The organism is Rhodococcus gordoniae, assembly GCF_001646655.1.
In the GTDB taxonomy this organism is placed as follows: Bacteria; Actinomycetota; Actinomycetes; order Mycobacteriales; family Mycobacteriaceae; genus Rhodococcus; species Rhodococcus gordoniae.
On record NZ_LPZN01000003.1, the window covers coordinates 120453 to 142831 of the forward strand.

Sequence of the window (22379 nt, forward strand, 5' to 3'; positions counted from 1 at the left end):
GAAGAACCGGGGCCGTTCCGGTGGCAGGTGTAGGATTCGAACCTACGTAGGCGTAAGCCGACGGATTTACAGTCCGCTCCCATTGGCCGCTCGGGCAACCTGCCGGGTGCTATCGGGACCGCGTCCTCGATGCGTTTGGAAGAATACAACGCATACCCCCCCGAAACGCAAACCGAGTGGTCACAGCTCCGCGCGACCCGATAGCGTCGGGTGGACAGAACCCTTACAGATCGACCCGGAAGTGGAGTGAGACGTGGCTGATTCGTCGTTCGATGTGGTGAGCAAGGTCGACCGCCAGGAAGTGGACAATGCGCTGAACCAGGCGGCGAAGGAGATCGCCAACCGCTTCGATTTCCGGAACACCGGGGCGCACATCGAGTGGTCGGGCGACGAGGCGATCACGATCTCGGCCGAGACCGAGGACCGCGCGCTCGCGGCGCTGGAGGTCTTCAAGGAGAAGCTGATCCGTCGCGATCTGTCGCTGAAGTCGTTCGACGCCGGCGAGCCGGCGCAGTCCGGCAAGGTGTACAAGATCACCGGCACCCTGGTGCAGGGCATCAGTCAGGAGAACGCCAAGAAGATCTCCAAGCTGATCCGCGACGAGGGCCCCAAGGGCGTCAAGGCGCAGATCCAGGGCGAGGAGCTGCGCGTGACCAGCAAGAAGCGCGACGACCTGCAGGCCGTCATCGCTCTGCTCAAGAACGCCGATCTCGACATCGCCCTGCAGTTCGTCAACTACCGCTGACGCACTCCCGTCCTACGACTCGGCCCGCGACGATCGTCGCGGGCGGAGTCGTCCCGGTCGTGGAGTTCCCGGATCAGCGCATCCCCGCCATGCGTTCGAGACGCTCGATGCGATCGGCCATCGGCGGGTGGGTGGAGAACAACCGGCTCATCTTGTCGCCCGCGCGGAACGGTTCGGCGATCATCAGGTGCGACTGCGCCGCGAGTTTCGGTTCGGGCGGTAGCGGCGCGGCCTGCGTGCCGAGCGCGAGCTTCCGCAGCGCCGACGCGAGAGCCAGCGGATCACCCGTGAGCTCGGCGCCCGACTGGTCGGCCTGGTATTCGCGCGACCTCGACACGGCGAGTTTCACCACCGACGCCGCGATCGGGCCGAGCAGGGAAACCAGTAGCAGCGCCAGCGGATTCGCACCGCCCTCCCGGTTACCGAAGGCCGACGCGAAGAAGGCGAAGTTCGCCAGACCCGAGATGACGGCGGCCATCGCGCCGGCAACCGACGAGATGAGGATGTCGCGGTTGTAGACATGGGCGAGTTCGTGTCCGAGCACCGCGCGCAGTTCCCGCTCGTTCAGGATCTCGAGGATGCCCGTCGTGCAGCACACGGCGGCATTGCGAGGATTACGCCCCGTCGCGAACGCATTGGGAGCGTTGGTGGGACTGATGTACAGCCGCGGCATGGGCTGGTGCGCCGCGGTCGCCAACTCCCGCACGATCCGGTACATCGCCGGTGCCTGCACCTCGGTGACCGGCTGGGCGTGCATCGCCCGCAACGCGAGCTTGTCGCTGTTGAAGTACGCGTAGCCGTTCATGCCGACCGCGAGGACGATCGACATCAGCAGGACGGTCGAGTTCTGGAACAACGACCCGACGAACACGATCAGCGCGGACATTCCGACCAACAGACCGGCCGTCTTGAGACGGTTCGAGTATCCGTGCACGTCGCACCCCTTCCGCACCACGATTCCCCACTCGTTCGTCCAACGAACGAGCAGGCGGTGCGGTTCCCGCCCCGAAGGGGGCGGGAGTGCGCGACGGTCCGTCAGCCGACCCGGGCGACCGTGAAGTCCACGAGACGCCGCAGCGCCTCGTTCGCCGGGCCCTGAGGTAGGGCGTCGAGCTCGGCGTGAGCGCGGGCCGCGTAGGTCGCGAGGGTCGCTTTCGCCGCGTTCATGCCGGGCGAGCGGACGAGCAACTCGAGTGCTTCGGCGACCAGCGCTTCGTCCTCGATGGGACCGACGAGCAGTTCGCGGAGGCGATCCGCCTCGGGCCCGCTCTCCTGCAGCGCGTACAGCACCGGCAGGGTGTACACACCCTCGCGAAGATCGGTTCCCGGCGTCTTGCCCGACTCCGAGGTGTCCGACGCGATGTCGATGATGTCGTCGACGATCTGGAAGGCGGTGCCGACGGCGTCGCCGAGCCGTTCGAGACGCTCGACGTGTTCCGGAGCGGCTCCCGAGAACGTTCCCCCGAACCGCCCGCTGGCGGCGATCAGAGAACCGGTCTTCTCCCAGATCACCCGCAGGTAGTGCTCGATGGGGTCGTCGTTGGTACGCACACCGATGGTCTCGCGCATCTGGCCGGTGACCAGCTCGGCGAAGGTCTCCGCGATGATCTGCACTGCCGACGGACCGAGAGTCGACACCAGCCGGGAGGCATGGGCGAACAGATAGTCGCCGGCGAGGATCGCGACGCTGTTACCCCAGCGCACGTTGGCGCTCGGTGCTCCACGTCGCATCGTCGCCTCGTCCATGACGTCGTCGTGGTACAGCGTCGCGAGGTGCACGAGCTCGACGACGGTCGCCGCCGTCACCACGGCGGGATCGGTCGGTTTCGGCCCGAGCTGTGCGGTGAGGATCGTGAACAGCGGCCGGAACCGCTTGCCGCCCGCCTTCGCCAGGTGCAGCGCGGCCTCCGTCAAGAAGTCCTCACCGTCGGACAGTTCCTCGACCAGGAGTTTCTCGACGCTCGCGAGGCCGTCCCCGACAGTCGCGGCGAGGATCGGATCGCCGAGTTCCACACCGGCCACGACGGTGCTCGGCGTCGCATCGGCCGAACCGGCGGTCCGAGCCGCCCCCTCAGTGCTCACGATGACGTACCCATCCTGTCTGTCGCCTCGACTTCACCGTAGTGAACCTAGCCGTTCGTTCCCCGATCCACCTCGTCGAGGCGGCAGATCGCGGCCTGAGAAGATGGAACGGTGGTGGCCGAACACTCCGCGCGAGATCCGCGGCAATCCCAGTCCTGCGTTCCCGACAGTACCGATGTTCTCGTCGTCGGTGCCGGTCCAGCCGGTTCCGCCGCTGCCGCATGGGCTGCCCGCGCCGGTCGAGACGTCCTGCTCGTCGATGCCGCGACCTTCCCTCGCGACAAGACCTGCGGCGACGGACTGACGCCGCGTGCCGTCGCCGAACTCGACCGACTCGGGCTGGGCGACTGGCTGCGCACCCGCACCGTCAACCGCGGTCTGCGCCTCGAAGGCTTCGGTGGACGCTTCGAACTCCCGTGGCCCGACTCGTCGTTCCCCACCGTGGGCAGTGCCGTGCCGCGCACCGAACTCGACGCGCGGATCCGGCAGGTCGCGCTCGACTCGGGAGCCCGCGCCGTGGACGGAACGAAAGCCGTCGACGCCGAACGCGACGGCGACCGGGTCTCGGCCGTGCTCTTCCGCACCGCCGACGGGCCGCGGACCGTCGCGTGCCGCACCCTGATCGTGGCCGACGGGGTGCGATCACCCCTCGGCAAGGTTCTCGGTCGCCGCTGGCACCGCGACACCACCTACGGCGTGGCCGCTCGCGCCTACGCCACCTCCCCGCGCAGCGACGATCCGTGGATCACCTCGCACCTCGAACTGCGCGACGACGCCGGGGCCGTCCAGCCGGGCTACGGCTGGGTGTTCCCGCTCGGCACCGGCGAGGTGAACCTGGGGGTGGGCACCCTCGCGACCGCCTCGCGACCGGCGAACGGATCGTTGCGCCCACTCATCGATCTGTACGCGCGGCAGCGCCGCGCCGAGTGGGAACTCGGCGAGGTGACACGGGTGGCGTCGGCGCTGCTTCCCATGGGCGGAGCGGTGTCGGGAGTCGCGGGCAGGAACTGGGCGCTGATCGGCGATGCCGCGGCGTGCGTCAACCCGCTCAACGGCGAGGGCATCGACTACGGACTCGAAGGCGGTCGGCTGGTCGCCGGACTGCTCGACGCCGACGACCTCACCGACCTGTGGCCGACGACTCTGCGCTCCCATTACGGTCGCGCGTTCTCGACCGCACGTCGCCTCGCGAGCCTGCTCACGATCCCGAAGTTCCTGCCGACGACGGGCCCTGTCGCGATGCGGTCGCGGGCGATGATGTCGGTCGCAGTGCGGGTGATGGGCAATCTCGTCACCGACGAGGACGCCGATCTCGTCGCCCGCGTGTGGCGCACGAGCGGTCACCTCTCGATGCGATGGGATCGGCAACCACTCTTCGCCTGAGCAGTGCACGGCAGCGCTACCGCACACCAGCGCTACCGCACTACAGCGGTACCGACGCGCGGCTACGTGCGCACCGCGCGGTGCAGCGCCGTGATGCCACCGGTGAGATTGCGCCACTTCACGTCGCTCCATCCCGCGGCCTCGATGCGCCGGGCGAGCTGTTCCTGATCGGGCCAGGCCCGGATCGATTCGGCGAGGTAGACGTAGGCGTCGGGATTGCTGCTGACCGCCCGCGCGACCCGCGGCAGCGTCCGCATCAGGTACTCCATGTACACCGTGCGCAGCGGTTCCCGCACGGGCGTGGAGAACTCGCACACCACCAGGCGCCCGCCCGGCTTGACCACGCGGGCGATCTCGCGCAGCCCCTCGTCCGGGTCGGCGACGTTGCGCAGTCCGAAGGAGATGGTCGCGGCGTCGAAGACCGCGTCGGCGAACGGCAGTCGCATCGCGTCGCCGGCGACCATCGGGACGTTGCGGAACTCGCCGGCGTGCAACATGCCCTTCGAGAAGTCGGTGGCGACGACCCACGCGCCGGAGCGTCCCAGTTCGACGGTGGACACCCCGGTGCCCGCGGCGAGGTCGAGTACGCGCTCGCCCGGCTTCAGATCGAGTGCCGCCCGGGTCGCGCGACGCCACCCGCGGTCCTGCCCGAACGACAGGACGGTGTTGGTCAGGTCGTAGCGTGCAGCCACCCCGTCGAACATGGACGCGACCTCACGCGGGTCCTTGTCGAGCGACGCGCGTGATCCCTGAGTTGTTGCCACGGCCGAAACGTTACCCGCTCCCCTGCCGGGCCTCGGCCGTCACGCCGCCCCGTGGAGAGAGTGCACGGGCAGGCCCTGAACGCGGTTGTAGTGTGCAAGAAGCTGCTCGCACACCACCGGCCAGGTGCGTCCGAGCACTCCACGGCGCGCCGCACGCCCGAATTCGTCCCGGACCCCGGGAGCGAGCAGTGCGTCGACGGCTCCGGGCAGCAACTCGGCGAACCGGTCCACGGGCAGGCGGTAACCGTTGCGGCAGTGGGCGACGAGGTCTCGGGGGCCACCTGCGTCCGGCACGATCGCCGGGACTCCGCTCGCCAGTGCTTCCTGCACGGCCTGGCAGAAGGTCTCGTGTTCGCCGGGGTGGACGAACACGTCGAGGCTCGCGTAGGCACGGGCCAGTTCCTCTCCCCCGAGCTGTCCGGTGAACACGGCCGACGGCAGGTGCCGTTCGAGCCGCGACCGTTCGGGACCGTCGCCGACCACGACGAGCTGCAACCGCGGGTCGTGGGCGAGGGTCGCGAGCCGTTCGACATGCTTCTCGGGCGCGAGGCGCCCCACGAAACCCACGATCGGGCGGCCCTCCGGCGCCCAGCGGGCGCGCAGATCCTCGTCCCGCCGGGACGGCGCGAAACGATCGGTGTCGATGCCCCGCGACCAGCGCTGCACGCGCGGGATGCCGTGGGCGACGAGGGCATCCACAGCGGCTGTCGAGGGCGCGAGGGTGAGATCGCAACCGCGGTGCAGGCGCCGCGTCCATCGCCAGGACGCACGCGCCGCGAGGCCGAGCCCGTAGCTGGAGGCGAATCCGGCCACATCCGTCTGGTAGACCGCGACCGCCGGAACGTCGAGGCGTCCCGCGGCGGCGAGACCGCCGGCACCGAGCACGAACGGGGACGCGAGGTGCACCACGTCCGGTGCGAAATTCCGCAGGACCGGTAGGAGCTCCGGGCCGGGCACGCCGATCGGGAGGGAGCTGATCCTCGGTACCCGCACGGCCGGTAGGCGGTGGACGGGTGTCCCGTGATGGTCGGACGGAGCGGGCGGACCACCGGCGACCGTGTCGGGCGCGACGACCAGCGCATCGTGGCCGGTGCGGTCGAGGTGCTCGAGGATGCGGAGCACCGAGTTGGTGACACCGTTGACGTTCGGAAGGAAGGATTCCGCGACGATGGCTACTCGCACCCCGCCAGCGTGGCGAGGTTCCGGGTCGAGCAGGTGCGCCCTCGGTGACCGGCGAGCGAAGTCGCGGCGAACGTTCCGTTCGTCACATCCGCAGCCGCCGATCCTGCCTTCCGCGAGCGGGAGCGGGAGCGACGCCGCCCTTCCGCCCGAGCCGGATCAGCAGGGGCGTGGCGATCATCCATGTGACGACGATCACGGATCCGGTGGGGATCAATGCGACGCGGGCATCGCGTCCGGTCACTCGCACGAGATCGGGATCGCTGCGGGCGTACTCGACGGCGATCCGCTGACCGGCGGTCAACCCCGTCGGGTACAGGACCCCGAGTTCGGGATTGTGCGTGACGCCGTCGGGGGTGACGAAACTCACCGCCGAGCGGAGGGATCCGGCCGAGAGCACCTCCGCGACGGCCGTCCCGGTGTCGGACCGGATGGTGAGGTCGTTGCGGAGTGCGCCGAGGAACAGGATCACCGCGAGACCGGAGATCGCCACCGCGACGACGAGAACCGCGCGCCGCGCGCGCTCGGATCCGCTCACAGCTGCGCTCGCACCGCCGCGTGGAGTTCGCGCAGCCCTGCCCGGTCGGTGGTGACCTCGACGACGCGAACGCCTGCGGGCGGCGGCGCCGTATCGGCGAGGGCCAGAGCGAGTCCCTGCAGATCCACCCGCTCGTGCGGAATTCGGTAGGCCGCGCACAGCGCCGCGAGGTCCATGCCGTGCGGAGTGCCGAAGACACGCTCGAAGACACCCGCGTACTGCGGGTCGCCCTGTTCGAGCAGTTCGAAGATTCCGCCGCCGTCGTCGTTGGCGACGACGATGGTGAGATTCTGCGGACGCGGTTCGGACGGCCCGATGAGCAGACCCGACGCGTCGTGCAGGAAGGTCAGGTCGCCGAGCAGCGCGACGGTCCGTCCCTGCTCGTAGGCCAATGCGGCACCGAGCGCGGTGGACACGGTGCCGTCGATCCCCGCGACACCGCGGTTCGACAGCACCTTCACCTCCGGCTTCGGGTAGCCGACGAGCGCAGCGTCGCGCACCGGATTCGACGCGCCGAGCAGCAGCTGGTCGCCGGGCTTCAAGGCGTCCGTCACGATCGCGGCGACGTGCAGCCCGGTGGGCTTCGGATGCCCGTCGAGCTGGGCGCGCACGGCCTTGTCGGTGTGCGCCGACAGCTGGCGGCACCGTTCGAGCCACGCCTCGTCGGGTGTTCCCGACACCACCGCGCGGGTGCCGGTCGCGATGACGTTGCCCGAGACGTCGGGCCAGCGCGGACCGGTGGTCAGCGCGTACACCGCGACGGCGGGGTCGGCGAGCAGGTTCGACACCGGCCGGTGCAGTGTGGGCCGGCCGGTGATGATCGCCTGCCGCGGCTTCAGGTGCGGCAGCGCCATCGGATGCAGCGGAATGCCGTGCAGCGGGGCAGTGGGTTCGGCGACGGTCGGCAGCCCGGACAGTTCGGAGCGGAGCGCCGAGCCGTGACCGGAGATCACGACCGTGTCGGGGGTCAGGTCGATCTCGAGTGGGACGTCGAGCGTGGCGTGCACCGTCGTGGTCCAGGCCTTGCCGCCGGGACGTCCCTCGGGCACCGGGCCCTTCGCGTCGAGCTCGGGCACGAGCGGTTCGCGCAGCGGGATGTCGAAGTGGACCGGGCCCGCGTTGCCCGATCGGGTCCCCCGGGCAGCGGCGAGGACGCGCGACACCGCCGAACGCCACTGACTGTTCTGCTCGATGCCTTCGGCGAGACCGAGGCTGATGGTCGCGCGCACCTGGCTGCCGAACAATCCGAGCTGCTCGACGGTCTGGTTCGCGCCGGATCCGAGCAACTCGTAAGGACGGTTGGCGCTGAGCACGACCAGCGGCACGCGGGCGTAATTCGCCTCGAGCACGGCCGGCGCGAGGTTGGCCACGGCGGTACCCGAGGTCATGACGACGGGAACGGGACGACCCGAGGCCAGTGCCAGACCGATCGCGAGGAATCCGGCGGTGCGCTCGTCGATACGCATGTGCAGGCGCAGACGCCCCGCGCTGTCGGCGGCCTGGAGCGCGAAGGCGAGTGGCGCGTTGCGCGAGCCCGGGCACAGCACGACGTCCCGGACACCACCCCGGGCGAGTTCGTCGACGACAGCGGTGGCCTGGGCAGTGGACGGATTCACGAAGTCCAGGGTAATTGCGCCGCAAGTGTGGCCGGGGGCAGGTGCGGTCAGAATGGAGCGCGTGCGCACAGTCTTCGATCCCGCCGAGTCGAGCCCGGGCCGCTTCTATCGCCTCCTCACCGCGACAATCGTGCCGAGACCCATCGCGTGGGTGTCCACGGAGGCGGAGGACGGTGTGTTCAATCTCGCGCCGTACAGCTTCTTCACCGTCGCCAGTACCTCACCGCCGGTCGTGCAGTTCACCTCCGTGGGGCGTAAGGACAGTCTGCGGAACATCGAGCAGACGGGCGAGTTCGTGATCAACATCGCGACCGTGCCGTTGATGGAGAAGGTCAACGCCTCGTCGGCGGCGTTCCCGCACGATATCGACGAGTTCACGGAAGTGGGCCTGCACGCCGAGCCGAGCGAGCGGGTGCGGCCGCCGCGGGTCGCGGAGGCGCCCGCGTCGATCGAGTGCCGGCTGCACCGCGTGATCGAGATCGGCGACTCGTTCGTCGTGATGGGTGACGTGCTGGCCGTGACGGTCGATCCGGCGGTGCTGGCGGAGGACGGTGCACCCGACTTCGCGGCCCTCGGCGCGGTGAGTCGGCTGGGACGGGCGGAATGGGGACTGACACCCGAGGTGCGGAGACTCGAACGCCCCGGCACTCCCCGAGGTCGCTCCGAGCCGGAGCGAACATAGGTTAGGCTTCGCTGAACGATTGTCGGGATGCCGTGTGGCGCATCCGTACAACCCACGGAGGGTCGCATGGCGAAGAGCACGGGAACCGCGCGGCGCAATCCGTACATCAAGCCGGCCTCCCGGCGCATGGTGCGCGCGCAGGTACTCGCCGCCGAACGGATCAGCCCGACCTTCGTCCGCATCACCGTGGGGGGCGAGGACGTCGACTCGATCGCACCCATGGGTTTCGACCACTGGTTCCGCATGTTCCTCCCCGCCCCGGGCCGGCAGGAACCGACTCTTCCCCGTGCGACCGACGACCGCTGGTGGCCCGAATATCAGGAACTGCCCGAGGAGCGCCGCCCGGTACTGCGGAACTACACCATCCGCCGCGTGCGACCTGCGGGCGCGGGACTGTTCGGCACGACCTCCGAGATCGAGATCGACTTCGCGTCGCACGGGGATCTGGGTCCGGCATCGGCGTGGGCGGAACGGGCGAAGCCCGGCGACGAGATCGGCATCCTCGACGAGGGCATCAGCACTCTGCCCCTCGACGAAGCACATTCGTGGCTGCTCGTCGGTGACGAGAGCGCGGTGCCCGCCGTCGCCGGCATCCTCGGGTCGATTCTCGCCGCCGATCCCCTCGCGGCCGTGGAGGTGTTCGTCGAAGTTCCGCACCCCGACGATCTCACCGCCCAGGACCTGCCGACGGGCGAGAACGTGCAAGTGCATCCGGTGATCAGAACGGATGCGCAGGCCGTCCCGGGCAGTCTGGTCGCCGATGCGGTGCGGGAGGCGGCCCCGTCGCCGGATTCCACCCATGCGTTCGTCGCGGGCGAGTCGTCGCTCGCGACCGGCGTGCGCCGCCATCTCGTGCGTGAGTGCGGCTGGGACCGGTCGGCGGTGACCTTCATCGGATATTGGAAGTACGGCGAGCCCGTCTACTGAAGGCCCGAATCCCCTCGAAACGACGAACGCCGCGGCACCGACCGGCGAACCGGTTCGGGACCGCGACGTTCTGGTGTCGCTGGTGTCGGCGGGTCAGCCCGCGTGCTTCTGGATGAGATCACCCAAGCGCGGCAGCGCCTCGACGACGTGCTTCTTGGCCGAGGGACGCAGCGAGTCGTAGACCTTCTTGACGCCGGCCTTCGACGTGCCGGCGATGCGCTCGTCCGTCACTCCGAGAAGAGCGTCGGCGACGACCTCGCCGCGGGCGACCAGGTAGTCCGAGAACGAACCGTTGCCTGCGTACTCCACCCAGAACGGCTGGAGCTTCTCGACGAATTCGGGCAGAAGACCTTCGACCGCGCCCGGCACGATGCCCGGGCCGACCTTCTTCACTGCTGCGTAGCCACCCTTGAGGGCGAGACCGGACGCACCCTTCTTGTCCGACACCTCAGCATCGATCAGGGCTTCGACGTCTGCCTTGACCGCCGGGAACTTGTCGGCGCCGAGGAGGGCATCGCCCAGAGCTGCAACCACTTTCACTGCCTCCGTAGATGTGACACTTGTGACCGTTGGGACGCGGGGAACGATATACGACGATTCCGCCGCATCACAGTCCGCGTCCGGCGAGCACCGTACGGCAACGCCGCAGCCGTTCGCACCACCACTCGACGCGGTCGGGATCGGCTCGCAGCGCATCGAGCATGTCCGGTTCGGGCGCGACGGGGACGACGTCGAGCGCGCCCTCGGACAGGTGCAGAGCGGGGGCGACATCGGCCTCGAAGAATCCTCCCGTGCCGAGTCCGCAGGCGTAGGGAAGCTCCGGCAGGGCCGCTGCCGCGGCGAGGCCGGTGGCGATGCCCACCGCGGAGTCGAGGGCACTCGAGACGACCACCTCGACGCCGTGACCGGCCAGTTCGCCGGCGAGCGCGACCAGACGTCGGACCCCGCCGAGCGGCGCGACCTTCACGATCGCGACGTCCGCTCCCCCGGCGTGCACGACACGCAGCGGGTCCTCGGCCCGGCGGATGCTCTCGTCCGCGGCGATGCGCACGCCGGGCAGGCGCCGGCGCACCTCGACGAGTTCGGGCACGGTCGCGCACGGCTGCTCGGCGTATTCGAGCGGGGCATCGGCGGTGAGCGCCGTGAGCGCTCGGACGGCCTCGTCCACGCTCCAGCCGCCGTTGGCGTCGATCCGCACGTTCGGTAGGTGTTCGCGCACGGCGCGGACGCGGGCGAGGTCCTGCGCGAGGTCCTGCCCCGGCTCCGCGACCTTCACCTTCGCGGTGCTCGCACCGGGGAAACGGGCGAGCACGTCCGCGACCCGCTCCGGGCCCACGGCGGGCACGGTGGCGTTCACGGCGATCCGGGAACGCCGCGCGGGCGGATACCCCTGCCAGGCGGCCTCCATCGCCGACTGCAACCAATATGCCGCCTCGTCGTCGCCGTACTCGGGGAACGGACCGAATTCTCCCCACCCCGCGGGTCCGCGCAGCAGCAGGACTTCGCGCTCGGTGATACCGCGGAAGCGGACACGCATGGGCAGCGAGACGACGACGGCTCCGTCGAGGAGTTCGTCGGCGGACGGCAGCGGACGGGGGGTCACGGCTGGCCCGGCAGCAGCTGGATCATGAGGGCCTCGCAGTCGGCGAGGAGCGTGCCGTCGGTTTCGCGCAATTCGGCCGCACAGAAGATCTTGCGGCCCTCGACGCGCTCGACTCTCCCCTCGACGACGAGTTCGGTCCCGAGCGGCGTGATCTTGCGATAGTTGATGTGGAGATAGCCGGTGCGCGCGATGGGATGCCCCGAGGCGTGGACGACCATGCCGAACAGGTCGTCGAAGAGCAGCGGCAGGGTTCCACCGTGCGCCGCTCCGTTGCCGCCGCGGTGATAGAGCCGGAAGACGCCTCGGGAGCGGACCGATTCCTCGTCGAACTTTTCGATCTGCCAGGGCAGCATCAGCAGGCTGCCGCGACCCGGAAGGTCGGGATTGAAACCGGCCGGGGACCTGCCCTCCGGAACGCGATGGGGAGCGAGCAGATCACCGAGCGCCTCGGCCTGCTCGATCGCGCGGTCGATCACCTCGTCGGGTGCGTGGGTGGACACCGCCAGGTCCTGCAGCCGTCGCAGCGCTTCGACGAATCGACCGTAGTTCGGCCCCGCCTTCACCGGTTCGTAGACCGGGAATCCGCCGTGATGCTCGTAGTCGTCGCGGGGGTCGGTCTGCTCGCTCATGCCTGTGCACGTTATCGGGCCGCAGGTCGCGGCGGACCGGTGCCCGGCCCTTTATGGTGGCGAGGTGACCTTCGATCCAGAACTGTGGCGCCCGGTACCCGGGTTCGAGAACCTCACCGACATCACCTATCACCGACACGTCACGCAGGGCACCGTCCGCGTCGCGTTCGACCGCCCCGAGGTGCGCAACGCGTTCCGTCCGCACACGGTGGACGAGCTCTACCGCACACTCGACCACGCGCGGACCACCTCCGACGTCGGCGTCGTGCTGTTCACGGGCAACGGCCCGAGCCCGAAGGACGGCGGATGGGCGTTCTGCTCCGGCGGCGACCAGCGGATCCGCGGACGCAGCGGCTACCAGTACGCGAGCGGCGAGACCGCCGACACGGTCGACAAGGCCCGTGCCGGCCGCCTGCACATCCTCGAGGTCCAGCGACTGATCCGGTTCATGCCGAAGGTCGTCATCGCGCTGGTCAACGGCTGGGCCGCCGGTGGCGGGCACAGCCTGCACGTCACGTGCGACCTGACACTCGCCTCCCGCGAGCACGCCCGCTTCAAGCAGACCGACGCCGACGTGGGCAGCTTCGACGGCGGCTACGGCAGCGCCTACCTCGCCAAGATGGTCGGCCAGAAGTTCGCGCGCGAGATCTTCTTCCTCGGCGACACCTACACGGCCGAGGAGATGCACCACATGGGTGCGGTCAACAAGGTCGTCGACCACGACGAACTCGAGAACGTCGCGCTGGAGTGGGCACAGAAGATCAACGGCAAGTCGCCGCAGGCCCAGCGCATGCTCAAGTACGCCTTCAACCTGCAGGACGACGGTCTCGTCGGCCAGCAGTTGTTCGCGGGCGAGGCCACGCGTCTGGCGTACATGACGGACGAAGCGATCGAGGGTCGCGATGCCTTCCTCGAGAAGCGCGACCCGGATTGGTCGCCCTATCCGCACTACTACTGATCCTGACGCGGTGAATCGGGCTTCGCCCCTGCTACAGCAGGCGCACGGCCCGGTTCACCGCGTGAGGCGTGTGATCGTCAGACGCAGTCGCCGCAGAATGCCTGCTCGCCGTCACCCGTGGCGCGACGGCTGTGGTGCTGGACGAGGAAGCAGCCCATGCAGGTGAACTCGTCCGACTGCTTGGGCAGGACCTGGACCGAGAGCTCTTCCGCCGACAGCGCCGACAGGTCGGCGCCGGGCAGATCGAGGGTCTCGAGGATCTCGCCTTCGTCGGTGTCGGCGGCCGCGGTGGGCTTCAGGTCCAGCTCGTCCAGGGCAGTGCCACCGCCGCCCAGGATGTCGGTGGTGCGGGGAGCGTCGTAGTCGGTCGCCATGGCAGTTCTCCTCACTCGATGTCAGCGGTGCCGCGCAGCCACGGCGTGCGGCTGCGACGGACCCGCTGTGGCAGGCCGGCGCTGTCACGGGCACCGTTGCCGTCAGTAATGTCCCAACCGAAGCTTCGTCAAACACATATGTCCAGTTACGTTCGAACCGTGTGCTCTCGGGCACACTGTGGGTCATGACCGACCGCCAGAGTCCGCGAACCGCCCACACCCGCCCGCACGGCGTCTCCGACGCCACCGTCGAAGCGACCGGCAAACTGTCCGAGGCCCTCGAGACCGTCGAGCAGGCGCGGGGCCATCTCTACGCCTTCCACCAGCTGATGGGCCGCGCCGATCTGCTCACCGGCGACGCCGAGGAGCTGATGCGCAAGGCCGGGCACGACGACATCGCCGAGCGACTCGGCACCGAGATCATCGGACGCAACATCGCCGAGGGACGCTGGACCTTCCAGCTCGTCGAGGAGTTCGACGACGGCTACTGGTCGGATTTCCGGAATTTCGAGAAGCAGGTACGCGACGAACTCGTGCAGGGCCGCCGTCACCTGTTCGAAGCCGAGATGAAGGAGTCGCGGCGCACGCACGGCCGCCGGCATCACGAGGCCCGCCCGGCCGAGGAGCAGTGACGTGGAGATCCTCAGCAGCCGCACGATCCTCCGCCCGCGCGATTACGAGGCCGCCCTCGAGTTCTACGGCTCGACGCTCGGACTGGCCGTCGCGCGGGAGTATCCCGGCGGAACGGTCTTCTTCGCGGGGCAGTCGCTCATCGAGATCGCCGCGCACGGTCGGCCCGACGACACCGGCGAGGTCTTCCACGGTGCCCTGTGGCTCCAGGTGCGCGACGTCCACGACGCGGAGGCCGAGCTCGCGCGCAAAGGTGTGCACATCGTCCGCGGCGCGAAACAGGAGCCGTGGGGGCTGCACGAGCTGTGGGTCGCGGATCCCGACGGGATTCCGATCGTCCTGGTGCACATCCCCGAGGACCATCCGCTGCGCCGCGACCTCCGCTGACGGATCGAGTTACCCGGCTGCGTCCGGAAGCAGTCCCGCAGCGCCGGTGATCTTGCACACAAGCCATGTGGTCTGCTCTCGACTCCGCGCATGGTCGGAGTCCGAAAGAACCACGGCGGCGCGACGACGCGACACAGAATTCACACCCCCGTCGCTGTACATTCACCTGCCCGCTACCCCACAATCGACAGACGTGACCGCAGAGTTCGTCGTGCTCCTGGTGGTGGTCGTCACTGCCCTCGCATTCGATTTCACCAACGGCTTCCACGACACCGGCAATGCCATGGCGACATCCATCGCCACCGGCGCCCTCAAACCGAAAATCGCGGTCACTTTGTCCGCGACCCTCAACCTCGTCGGCGCCTTCCTGTCCGTGGAAGTCGCCGCGACCGTCGCGAAGGGTGTCGTCGACCTCGACACCGTCGGCGGTAGCGATCTGTTGCTCATCGTCTTCGCCGGTCTGGTGGGCGCGATCCTCTGGAATATCGCGACCTGGTTGTTCGGCTTGCCGTCCAGTTCGTCGCACGCCCTGTTCGGCGGTCTCATCGGTGCCGCGCTCGCGTCGATCGGTGTCCAGGGTGTGGTGTGGGACGGCGTACTGGGCAAGGTCCTGCTCCCGGCTGTGCTCGCGCCCGTCATCGCCGCACTCGTGTCGACGGTGGGTATCTGGTCGATGCACCGCCTCACGCGTCCGGTCTCCATCGAGAACCGCGACCGGGGATTCCGGATGGGCCAGATCGGCACCGCCTCCCTGATGTCGCTCGCTCACGGCACCAACGACGCGCAGAAGACCATGGGCGTGATCTTCCTGGCCCTCGTCGCGCACGGCAGCATCACCGCCGACACCGAGATGCCGTTCTGGGTCAAGGTCGCGTGTGCCGTGGCGATCGCGCTGGGCACCTATCTCGGCGGTTGGCGCATCATCCGGACGCTGGGTAAGGGCCTCGTCGAGATCGCCCCGCCGCAGGGCCTGGCCGCCGAGTCGTCCTCGGCGGCGATCATCCTCACCTCGAGCCACTTCGGGCTGCCACTGTCGACCACGCATGTCGCCACGGGATCGATCCTGGGTACGGGCCTGGGAACGAAGGGCGCCGAGGTGCGCTGGTCGGTGGCACGGCGGATGGTCGTCGCGTGGCTGATCACCCTGCCGTGTGCCGCGGTCGTCGGAGCCGTCTGCTGGGCGATCGCTCATATGATCGGCGGGATGCCCGGTGTTCTCGTGGTCTTCGCCATCCTGTGCGGTCTGGCCCTGTTCATGTGGCTCCGCTCGCGCCGGCAGCCCATCGACGCCTCCAACGTCACCGCCGAGTGGGACGACTCGCTCGCCCCGACGCCGGGTGCCTCCGAAGCGGTCACCGGGGAAGGACGCTCGTGAACCTGCTGACGCACACCCTCGACTCGTTGTGGCAGGTGGTTCTCGTGGGCCTGCTCCTCGGCGCGGGCCTGCCCTGCCTCTTCGCGCTGGGGGTCCGCGCGCTCGACACCGGTCGCGGCAGCGACGGCACCCCGAATCCCGCGGCCAAGACCGCGGCCGTGCTGTGCTTCGCCGTGGTGGCCTGTGCAGTCCTGGCAGGAATCCTCCTGCTGGCCGACGACTTCCTCGCCGGAACGTTCGGCATCGACATCTTCTGATCGGAGTGACGGGTGGCCCTCCCGCCGTTTCTCGCTTCCATCGTCGAGTGGCTCCGCGCCGGTTACCCCGAAGGGGTGCCGGAGCAGGACTACGTACCCTTGTTCGCGCTGCTCGCGCGGCGCCTGTCCGACGAGGAGGTCGCCCAGGTCGCGGACACGCTGATCGAGGACGGCGACCTCTCGATCACCCGCATCGACATCGCAGTCCTGATCAGCAAGATCACCAACAACATGCCGTCGCCCGACGACGTGGACCGGGTCCGCCGCCAACTCGAGGCGGGCGGATGGGACACGACACAATACGATCTGTGACCACACTCGATCTTCTTCCCGTCCCGGCCGGGGCCGCCGTCCGCTCCGTGCTGCCCGGCCTCCGGCGGATGCTCGACGGTGACGGACCGGCACTGCTCCCCGTCCCTGCCGGGGACGAACGGGAGACACTCCGGCTCACCGACGCGCTGCACCCGGGTGAGCCTGTCGCGGACGGCGTCGGCCTGGTGGTCGCAACCTCCGGCACGACCGGCACCCCGAAAGGCGCCCTGCTCTCCGCGGACGCACTGCGTGCGAGCGGCGACGCCACCCACGCCCGGCTGGGCGGAACGGGCTCGTGGCTGCTGGCGCTGCCCGCCCATCACATCGCGGGCATGCAGGTGCTGCTGCGCAGCCTCCTCGCGGGAACCGAACCCGTCGTCGTCGACGTGTCCGCCGGTTTCGATCCCGAGGTTCTGCCGGAAGCGGTGGACGCCGTGCCGGGCCCTCGCCGGTACAGCTCGATGGTCCCCACCCAGCTGATCAAGGCTCTCGACCATCCCGACGCGACCGCGGCGCTCGCCCGCCTCGACGCGATCCTGCTGGGCGGTGCCGCGACTCCCGTGCCGGTCCTGGAACGCGCCCGTGCGGCCGGAATCACGGTGGTCCGTACCTACGGCATGAGCGAGACCTGCGGCGGCTGCGTCTACGACGGCGTGCCCCTCGACGGGGTGCAGGTGCGGGTCGACACCGACTCGCGCGTGTGGCTCGGCGGCGCGACCCTCGCCTCGGGTTACCGGAACCTGCCCGACCATCCGGCCTTCGCCGAACCCGGCTGGTTCCGCACCGACGACGCGGGCACGTTCGAGAACGGGGTCCTGCACATTCTGGGACGACTCGACGAAGCCATCTCGACCGGTGGTCTCACGGTGGTCCCGCAGGTGATCGAGGCCGTACTCGTCGAGCACCCGGCCGTACGGGAGGTCGCGGTGGTGGGTCTGCCCGACACCCGGCTCGGTCAGCGCGTCGCGGCGGTCGTCGTGCCCGTTCCCGGCGCCGTACCGACGCTCGCGGAGCTCCGCGACCACGTCACGGCGACGCTCGACGCGACCGCTGCGCCGCGTGAGCTGCAGGTCGTGGACGCACTGCCCCTGCGCGGACCGGGCAAGGTGGATCGCCGGGCACTGGTCTCGCGATTCTCCTGACAGGTGCGCTCGAGGCCGACGGGTGTGCTCGACGCGGTGGCCGGGCCCGGGTGCGAAGATCGACCCATGGCAACGGCTGGTCAATGGCTCGAAGGCGCTCGTCCGCGCACCCTCCCCAACGCGATAGCGCCCGTCCTGGCAGGAACGGGAGCAGCGGCGTGGCTCGGCGAGGCCGTGTGGTGGAAGGCGCTGCTCGCGCTGGTCGTCGCGCTCGGGCTGATCATCGGCGTGAACTTCGCCAACGACTACTCCGACGGTATCCGCGGCACCGACGACGAGCGGGTCGGCCCGATGCGGCTGGTCGGCTCGGGCGCAGCGAGCCCCGGTGCCGTCAAGCGCGCGGCGTTCGTGTGCTTCGGTATCGCGGCGGTCGCGGGACTCGCCCTCGCTGTCACCACCGCGTGGTGGCTCGTCCTCGTCGGCGCGGTCTGCATCGCCGGTGCCTGGTACTACACCGGCGGAAAGAACCCCTACGGCTACAGCGGCTTCGGGGAGATCGGCGTGTTCGTCTTCTTCGGGCTCGTCGCAGTGCTGGGCACACAGTTCGTCCAGGCCGGTCGCATGGACCGGGTGGGCCTGGCGTGCGCGATCGCTGTCGGCTCGATCTCGACGGCCGTGCTGGTCACGAACAATCTCCGCGACATCGCCACGGACACGGAGACCGGCAAGCGGACCCTCGCGGTCAAGCTGGGCGACCCGAGGACCCGCACACTGCACCTGGTGCTGGTCGTCGTGCCGTTCGTGATGTCGCTCGTGCTGGTCGCGGCGACGCCCTGGGCGCTCGCCGGCTTCCTCGCCGCGCCGTTCGCGATCCGCGCGCACAAGCCGGTCCGGGCCGGTGCTCTCGGTCTCGCGCTGATTCCGGCGTTGAGCGATTCGGGTGTCGCGATGCTGGTGTGGGCGGTGGCCACCGCACCCGCGCTGGCCTTCGGCTGACCGTGACGCGGGCGCGGAGACGGGAGGTCAGTCCCCGTCGGGCACGACCAGTCCGAGGACGAAGTTGACGATCGCGATGATCACGCCGCCCCACAGGGCGGCCCAGAACCCGTCGATCGTGAGCCCGTACTCGGTGAATCCGCTCAGCCACGCGGTGAGCAGCAGCATCAACGCGTTGACGACCAGCAGGAACAACCCGAGGGTGAGAATCACCAGCGGCAGCGACAGCAGCTTCACCAGTGGTTTCACGAGTGCGTTGACGATCGTGAAGATGAGTGCGAGGACGACGAGGGTGACGACCTTTCGGGTCGTGTCGGATGTGCCCGCGGCATCGGTGTAATCGATCCCGTCGACCAGCTCGACCGCGAGCCACAATCCGACCGCGTTGATGATCAACCGCAGTATCAGAGAAATCATGGTGCCACTGTGGCACACGGCGCCCGGTCCCGGAACGGGCGAATCGGGCGGGTGCAGGAGTCCCCCTCCCCTCAGGGGTCTCTCAGCGACGCTCGGTAGCGTCGACGAGCGTGCGTTCACGTCTTCTCCCCCTGTTCCTCGCCGTGGCCGGACTGCTCCTCGTGGGCACGGGTGCGGTGTTTGCCTGGACCGATCACCCCGAGCCGGCGGTCGCGGCCGCTGCGGACCAACCGGCCCCCTCGGCGGACGGCGTCGACGAGGCCCGGAGCAATCTGCAGCGGGCCGGACTGCCGTTGTCGGTGCTCGGCGGCGGGGTCGGGCAGCTGACGGAGGGCAGTACCCAGCTCGACGACGGCGCCCGGCAACTGTCGGACGGCCTCCGGCAGGCACGCGCCGGCGGTGAGCAGCTGGCCGACGGCCTCGGGCAGCTCGACGGCGGTGTCGACATGCTCGGCGACGGTGCTCGTCAGGTCAGCGGCGGCGTCGACGAGGTCGTCGACCGGCTCTCCGGTTTCGGAGAGATGCAAGGGGACGTGACCGCCCGGCTCACCTCCGTCGCCGCCACGCTCGGCGCGTCACCGGATCCGATCTCCCGGAACGCGGCCGCCCAGCTCCGCGGGCTCGTCGAGACCCTGGACACGCAGGGCCTCGGACCGGACACCCTCGACCAGCTCGGACAGTTGCGCGACGGCGCGCAGCAGCTCGCCTACGAACTCACCGATCCGAACGCGCAGTTCGTCGCGGGTATGGCGCAGGCGGCCGACGGGTCGAGGCAGCTACGCGACGGTCTCGTCCTCCTCGACGACGGCGGACGGGCCCTCACGGACGGCACAGGCCAGCTCGTCGACGGTGTCGGCCCTGTGGCCGATGTCGTCGGCGGCATCGCGGACAACGTCCGGTCGGCGACGGAAGCACTGCCGCGCACCGCGGCAGATGATTCCGCGGCCACGCAGGCCACGGCCGTGCAGGCCGAAGCGGCGGCCGTGCCGGCCGATCGTCTCCGGTGGCCGTTCGCAATGATCGCGATCGGCACCCTCCTGCTCGTCGCGGCGACGGTCGTTCCGCTCGTCGCCGCCCGCCCCGTCGCTGTCGTGCCGGCGCAGGCCGGCCGGTAGCACCGTCCGGAAGTCGGCGTCAGGCGGCGTCGAGGTGCGTGTTCAGCAGTTGCCGTAGCTCGTCGCGCGGAATCCGCGATTCGACGAGAGCGGTGGTCGGCGGATCGCCTCTTGCCGGGCTGCCACGACGCCGGATCCGGCACCGTCGGCGAATCGTTCGAACATGTCGATCACCTGCGCTTCCGGGTGTGTTTCTGATGCACCGCCTGGCGGCTGACCCCGAGTTCGTCGGCGAGGTTGACAACCGGGGTGCGTCAACGAAAAGTGACAACCGCCCGGTGCGCGGGTCGCAGAGGCTCTACCGGGGCCAACGGCCGGTAGCCGTGAACTTCTCCAGCACCGCGAGCGGCCCGGCGAGGTCCATCCCTTCGGCGGCGACCCACTCGTCGGAGAAGTAGGTGTCGGCGTAACGCTCACCGCCGTCGCACAGCAACGTCACGACACTGCCCTCGCGGCCCGCGGCGAGCATCTCGGCGATCAGGCCGAAGGCTCCCCACAGGTTCGTGCCCGTCGAGCCGCCCACGCGACGTCCGAGCGCGGCACTCGCGTGCCGCATGGCAGCGATCGATGCCGCATCGGGCACCCGCACCATCCGGTCGACGACCTCGGGCACGAAGGACGGCTCGACGCGCGGACGTCCGATCCCTTCGATGCGCGAGGACATCCCGGTGGTGTAGTCGGCCGATCCCGTCTCGTATCCGCCGAAGAACGCCGAGTTCTCCGGATCGACGACGGCCAACCGCGTCCGATGCCGGCGGTAGCGGATGTATCGGCCCAGGGTCGCGCTCGTGCCGCCGGTCCCGGCGCCGACGACGATCCACTCCGGCACGGGATGACGCTCGAGGCGCATCTGCGAGTAGATGCTCTCGGCGATGTTGTTGTTGCCGCGCCAGTCGGTGACCCGCTCGGCGTTCGTGAACTGGTCCATGAAGCATCCGCCGAGCTCGTCGGCGAGCCGCTGCGCCTCGGTGTAGATCTCCGGCGGCCGATCGATGTAGTGGCACCGGCCGCCCTGAGCCTCGATGAGCGCCACCTTCGCAGGCGACGTGCGACGCGGCACGACCGCCACGAAGTCGAGGCCGAGGAGGCGCGCGAAGTACGCCTCACTCACGGCCGTGGAACCGGACGATGCCTCGATGATCGGAGTTCCCTCTCGGATCCAGCCGTTGCACAGGGCATAGAGGAACAGCGAGCGCGCCAGACGATGCTTGAGGCTGCCCGTGATGTGCGTCGACTCGTCCTTGAGATAGAGAGCGATGCCCCAGTCCCCCGGGAGCGGATAGCGGAGGAGGTGGGTGTCGGCGCTGCGCTGGGCGTCGGCCTCGATGAGCCGGACGGCGTTGTCGACCCAGTCCCGGGCTGCGCTGCGGTCGACGACCGCTCCGGGCGTGGTCACCGCCCGTTCTCGCCGCGCATGCGCTTCTCGAGGTCGGCTCGGTCGGTGCGGCGACGCTCGTCGACCGCGGCGATGCCCTCGTTGACACGACGGCGGAGCGCGGAGAACAGCACGAGCGAGACGGGCAGCGCGATGAGCACGCCGAACAGGGCGGCGACGAGGAGCGGGATTTCCACCCCGAACGCACGGGGAACGTAGAGAATGAGCAGAGTGAGCACGACCACGAGGGCGAGCCGGGCCACCGAGTACAACGCGACGTCCCGGATCAGGGACCCGGTCCCCGTCCGGCGGCCGTCGGCCGTGGCGCCCCCGCCCCGAGGGTATGGGGTGCGCTGGGAAGGGGTATCCGAGGGTTCGTTCCGGCGTTCGTCGTTCACCAGTCCAGGTTAACCGGCCGCCGGGACCACGAGTTCGGAGACGATTGCCGGAAGTCGGACATCCGTCCGTTTTGTCTATTACTTCCGCTTTACCAACCGTAGACCGTTCGAGCAACCAGGGGTGTCGGTGCCACCATGGGCTTGGACATCCCGATCGAACAACTCGATCGCGTCGAACAACTCGATCACGACAACCGGGAGGACATTCGCAATGAGCGCACCCACTTTCAACGGCGCGAAGGAATCCCTGCTGACCCCGGGTCAGGTGGCGGCCCTGTTCCATGTGGATCCCAAGACCGTCACCCGATGGGCCCACGCCGGCCGACTGGGCTCGCTGCGGACCCCGGGCGGGCACCGCCGCTTCCGTGAGTCGGAGGTCCTGGCACTCCTCCGCTCGCTCACCACCGAAGCAACGCGCTGATCGGAGCACGCACGACTCTTCGAGTCGGCACATCGCACTTCCGGCGTGCACCTACCGGGCCTCGTCCGCCCACTCGCGGAACCCACGTGCCGGACCCGGTTCCGCACACATAGACTGTGGACGAACCGTGCTGC

General features: G+C 69.4%; 28 protein-coding genes and 1 tRNA gene. 14 read left to right on the plus strand and 15 right to left on the minus strand.

The genetic code is table 11. From position 1 onward, the window contains the following. Positions 1–21 precede the first annotated feature (21 nt). Positions 22–104: transfer RNA gene (locus A8G18_RS02270), tRNA-Tyr, on the minus strand. Positions 105–253: 149 nt separating this feature from the next. Between A8G18_RS02270 and A8G18_RS02275 the strand changes: the two genes are divergently transcribed. After that, positions 254–745, plus strand: coding sequence for a YajQ family cyclic di-GMP-binding protein (locus A8G18_RS02275; protein ID WP_064062583.1), 492 nt, complete (start codon positions 254–256; stop codon positions 743–745). Between the two features lie 73 nt (positions 746–818). On the opposite strand, the gene htpX is transcribed toward A8G18_RS02275, so the two are convergent. Together htpX and A8G18_RS02285 are read right to left on the minus strand one after the other, a co-directional pair. Beyond that, positions 819–1679 (minus strand): zinc metalloprotease HtpX, encoded by an 861-nt coding sequence (gene htpX, locus A8G18_RS02280; RefSeq protein WP_064062769.1) that lies wholly within the window; start codon positions 1677–1679, stop codon positions 819–821. A 101-nt stretch (positions 1680–1780) separates the two neighbouring features. Further along, a complete protein-coding gene (locus tag A8G18_RS02285) occupies positions 1781–2827 on the minus strand; it encodes a polyprenyl synthetase family protein (protein ID WP_064062584.1) in 1047 nt (348 codons plus the stop codon). Positions 2828–2938: 111 nt separating this feature from the next. On the opposite strand from A8G18_RS02285, the gene A8G18_RS02290 reads away from it, so the two are divergent. After that, positions 2939–4210, plus strand: coding sequence for a geranylgeranyl reductase family protein (locus tag A8G18_RS02290; protein WP_064062585.1), 1272 nt, complete (start codon positions 2939–2941; stop codon positions 4208–4210). A 62-nt stretch (positions 4211–4272) separates the two neighbouring features. Here the strand turns inward: A8G18_RS02290 and A8G18_RS02295 are convergent, their stop codons facing one another. The 4 genes from A8G18_RS02295 to menD all read right to left on the minus strand — a co-directional run bounded on the left by A8G18_RS02295 (position 4273) and on the right by menD (position 8307). Next, the gene (locus A8G18_RS02295) at positions 4273–4974 is read right to left on the minus strand and encodes a demethylmenaquinone methyltransferase (protein WP_026002958.1); all 702 of its coding nucleotides are present in this window, start codon (positions 4972–4974) and stop codon (positions 4273–4275) included. Positions 4975–5013: 39 nt separating this feature from the next. Next, on the minus strand, positions 5014–6156 hold the full coding sequence (locus tag A8G18_RS02300; RefSeq protein ID WP_064062586.1) for a glycosyltransferase family 4 protein: 1143 nt from the start codon (positions 6154–6156) through the stop codon (positions 5014–5016). An 82-nt stretch (positions 6157–6238) separates the two neighbouring features. Beyond that, positions 6239–6691, minus strand: a complete 453-nt coding sequence (locus A8G18_RS02305; RefSeq protein WP_064062587.1) for a DUF3592 domain-containing protein — start codon at positions 6689–6691, stop codon at positions 6239–6241. Further along, positions 6688–8307: a 2-succinyl-5-enolpyruvyl-6-hydroxy-3-cyclohexene-1-carboxylic-acid synthase gene (gene menD / locus A8G18_RS02310; protein ID WP_064062588.1), complete on the minus strand. Its 1620-nt coding sequence runs from the start codon at positions 8305–8307 to the stop codon at positions 6688–6690. Before menD ends, A8G18_RS02305 begins: the two co-directional genes overlap by 4 nt. A 52-nt stretch (positions 8308–8359) precedes the next feature. Here menD and A8G18_RS02315 point away from each other — a divergent pair, with 52 nt between their 5' ends. Continuing rightward, positions 8360–8989 carry a flavin reductase family protein gene (locus A8G18_RS02315; protein WP_084421375.1) on the plus strand — a complete coding sequence of 210 codons (630 nt, stop codon included), beginning with the start codon at positions 8360–8362 and terminating at the stop codon, positions 8987–8989. Positions 8990–9055: 66 nt separating this feature from the next. After that, the gene (locus tag A8G18_RS02320) at positions 9056–9916 is read left to right on the plus strand and encodes a siderophore-interacting protein (protein ID WP_064062589.1); all 861 of its coding nucleotides are present in this window, start codon (positions 9056–9058) and stop codon (positions 9914–9916) included. A 93-nt stretch (positions 9917–10009) separates the two neighbouring features. On the opposite strand, the gene A8G18_RS02325 is transcribed toward A8G18_RS02320, so the two are convergent. The 3 genes from A8G18_RS02325 to A8G18_RS02335 all read right to left on the minus strand — a co-directional run bounded on the left by A8G18_RS02325 (position 10010) and on the right by A8G18_RS02335 (position 12148). Then, positions 10010–10450 carry a DUF6918 family protein gene (locus A8G18_RS02325; RefSeq protein WP_016933854.1) on the minus strand — a complete coding sequence of 147 codons (441 nt, stop codon included), beginning with the start codon at positions 10448–10450 and terminating at the stop codon, positions 10010–10012. A gap of 73 nt (positions 10451–10523) precedes the next feature. Next, the gene (locus tag A8G18_RS02330) at positions 10524–11519 is read right to left on the minus strand and encodes an o-succinylbenzoate synthase (RefSeq protein ID WP_064062590.1); all 996 of its coding nucleotides are present in this window, start codon (positions 11517–11519) and stop codon (positions 10524–10526) included. Continuing rightward, positions 11516–12148, minus strand: a complete 633-nt coding sequence (locus A8G18_RS02335) for a PaaI family thioesterase (protein WP_064062591.1) — start codon at positions 12146–12148, stop codon at positions 11516–11518. Before A8G18_RS02335 ends, A8G18_RS02330 begins: the two co-directional genes overlap by 4 nt. A gap of 64 nt (positions 12149–12212) precedes the next feature. Here A8G18_RS02335 and A8G18_RS02340 point away from each other — a divergent pair, with 64 nt between their 5' ends. Continuing rightward, on the plus strand, positions 12213–13106 hold the full coding sequence (locus tag A8G18_RS02340; RefSeq protein ID WP_016933851.1) for a 1,4-dihydroxy-2-naphthoyl-CoA synthase: 894 nt from the start codon (positions 12213–12215) through the stop codon (positions 13104–13106). A 77-nt stretch (positions 13107–13183) separates the two neighbouring features. On the opposite strand, the gene A8G18_RS02345 is transcribed toward A8G18_RS02340, so the two are convergent. Beyond that, entirely contained in the window at positions 13184–13480 is a 297-nt protein-coding gene (locus tag A8G18_RS02345) for a DUF4193 domain-containing protein (protein ID WP_016933850.1), read from the minus strand. A 185-nt stretch (positions 13481–13665) separates the two neighbouring features. On the opposite strand from A8G18_RS02345, the gene A8G18_RS02350 reads away from it, so the two are divergent. The 7 genes from A8G18_RS02350 to A8G18_RS02380 all read left to right on the plus strand — a co-directional run bounded on the left by A8G18_RS02350 (position 13666) and on the right by A8G18_RS02380 (position 18519). After that, complete coding sequence (locus A8G18_RS02350; RefSeq protein WP_232284743.1) at positions 13666–14112, plus strand: hypothetical protein; 447 nt, start codon at positions 13666–13668, stop codon at positions 14110–14112. A 1-nt stretch (position 14113) separates the two neighbouring features. Then, on the plus strand, positions 14114–14497 hold the full coding sequence (locus tag A8G18_RS02355) for a VOC family protein (protein WP_064062592.1): 384 nt from the start codon (positions 14114–14116) through the stop codon (positions 14495–14497). A gap of 193 nt (positions 14498–14690) precedes the next feature. Continuing rightward, positions 14691–15872 (plus strand): inorganic phosphate transporter, encoded by a 1182-nt coding sequence (locus A8G18_RS02360; RefSeq protein ID WP_064062593.1) that lies wholly within the window; start codon positions 14691–14693, stop codon positions 15870–15872. Next, a complete protein-coding gene (locus tag A8G18_RS02365) occupies positions 15869–16129 on the plus strand; it encodes a hypothetical protein (protein ID WP_064062594.1) in 261 nt (86 codons plus the stop codon). Before A8G18_RS02360 ends, A8G18_RS02365 begins: the two co-directional genes overlap by 4 nt. A gap of 12 nt (positions 16130–16141) precedes the next feature. Then, complete coding sequence (locus tag A8G18_RS02370) at positions 16142–16441, plus strand: DUF3349 domain-containing protein (RefSeq protein ID WP_016934446.1); 300 nt, start codon at positions 16142–16144, stop codon at positions 16439–16441. Further along, positions 16414–17583, plus strand: a complete 1170-nt coding sequence (gene menE / locus A8G18_RS02375) for an o-succinylbenzoate--CoA ligase (RefSeq protein ID WP_064062595.1) — start codon at positions 16414–16416, stop codon at positions 17581–17583. The genes A8G18_RS02370 and menE overlap by 28 nt, the downstream gene beginning before the upstream one ends. A gap of 66 nt (positions 17584–17649) precedes the next feature. Further along, positions 17650–18519, plus strand: a complete 870-nt coding sequence (locus tag A8G18_RS02380) for a 1,4-dihydroxy-2-naphthoate polyprenyltransferase (RefSeq protein WP_064062596.1) — start codon at positions 17650–17652, stop codon at positions 18517–18519. Positions 18520–18546: 27 nt separating this feature from the next. On the opposite strand, the gene A8G18_RS02385 is transcribed toward A8G18_RS02380, so the two are convergent. After that, positions 18547–18936, minus strand: coding sequence for a phage holin family protein (locus A8G18_RS02385; RefSeq protein WP_064062597.1), 390 nt, complete (start codon positions 18934–18936; stop codon positions 18547–18549). A gap of 110 nt (positions 18937–19046) precedes the next feature. On the opposite strand from A8G18_RS02385, the gene A8G18_RS02390 reads away from it, so the two are divergent. After that, on the plus strand, positions 19047–20051 hold the full coding sequence (locus tag A8G18_RS02390) for a hypothetical protein (RefSeq protein WP_064062598.1): 1005 nt from the start codon (positions 19047–19049) through the stop codon (positions 20049–20051). 42 nt (positions 20052–20093) lie between these two features. Here A8G18_RS02390 and A8G18_RS23565 read toward each other — a convergent pair whose 3' ends face one another. From A8G18_RS23565 to A8G18_RS02400, 3 genes are all read right to left on the minus strand, one after another. Continuing rightward, the gene (locus A8G18_RS23565; protein WP_280746493.1) at positions 20094–20216 is read right to left on the minus strand and encodes a hypothetical protein; all 123 of its coding nucleotides are present in this window, start codon (positions 20214–20216) and stop codon (positions 20094–20096) included. A gap of 133 nt (positions 20217–20349) precedes the next feature. Next, positions 20350–21447, minus strand: a complete 1098-nt coding sequence (cds1, locus tag A8G18_RS02395; protein ID WP_064062599.1) for an L-cysteine desulfhydrase Cds1 — start codon at positions 21445–21447, stop codon at positions 20350–20352. Then, entirely contained in the window at positions 21444–21827 is a 384-nt protein-coding gene (locus tag A8G18_RS02400; protein ID WP_064062600.1) for a DUF4229 domain-containing protein, read from the minus strand. Before A8G18_RS02400 ends, cds1 begins: the two co-directional genes overlap by 4 nt. Before the next feature lie 208 nt (positions 21828–22035). On the opposite strand from A8G18_RS02400, the gene A8G18_RS02405 reads away from it, so the two are divergent. Further along, positions 22036–22245, plus strand: coding sequence for a BldC family transcriptional regulator (locus A8G18_RS02405; RefSeq protein ID WP_006552323.1), 210 nt, complete (start codon positions 22036–22038; stop codon positions 22243–22245). Positions 22246–22379 lie beyond the last annotated feature (134 nt).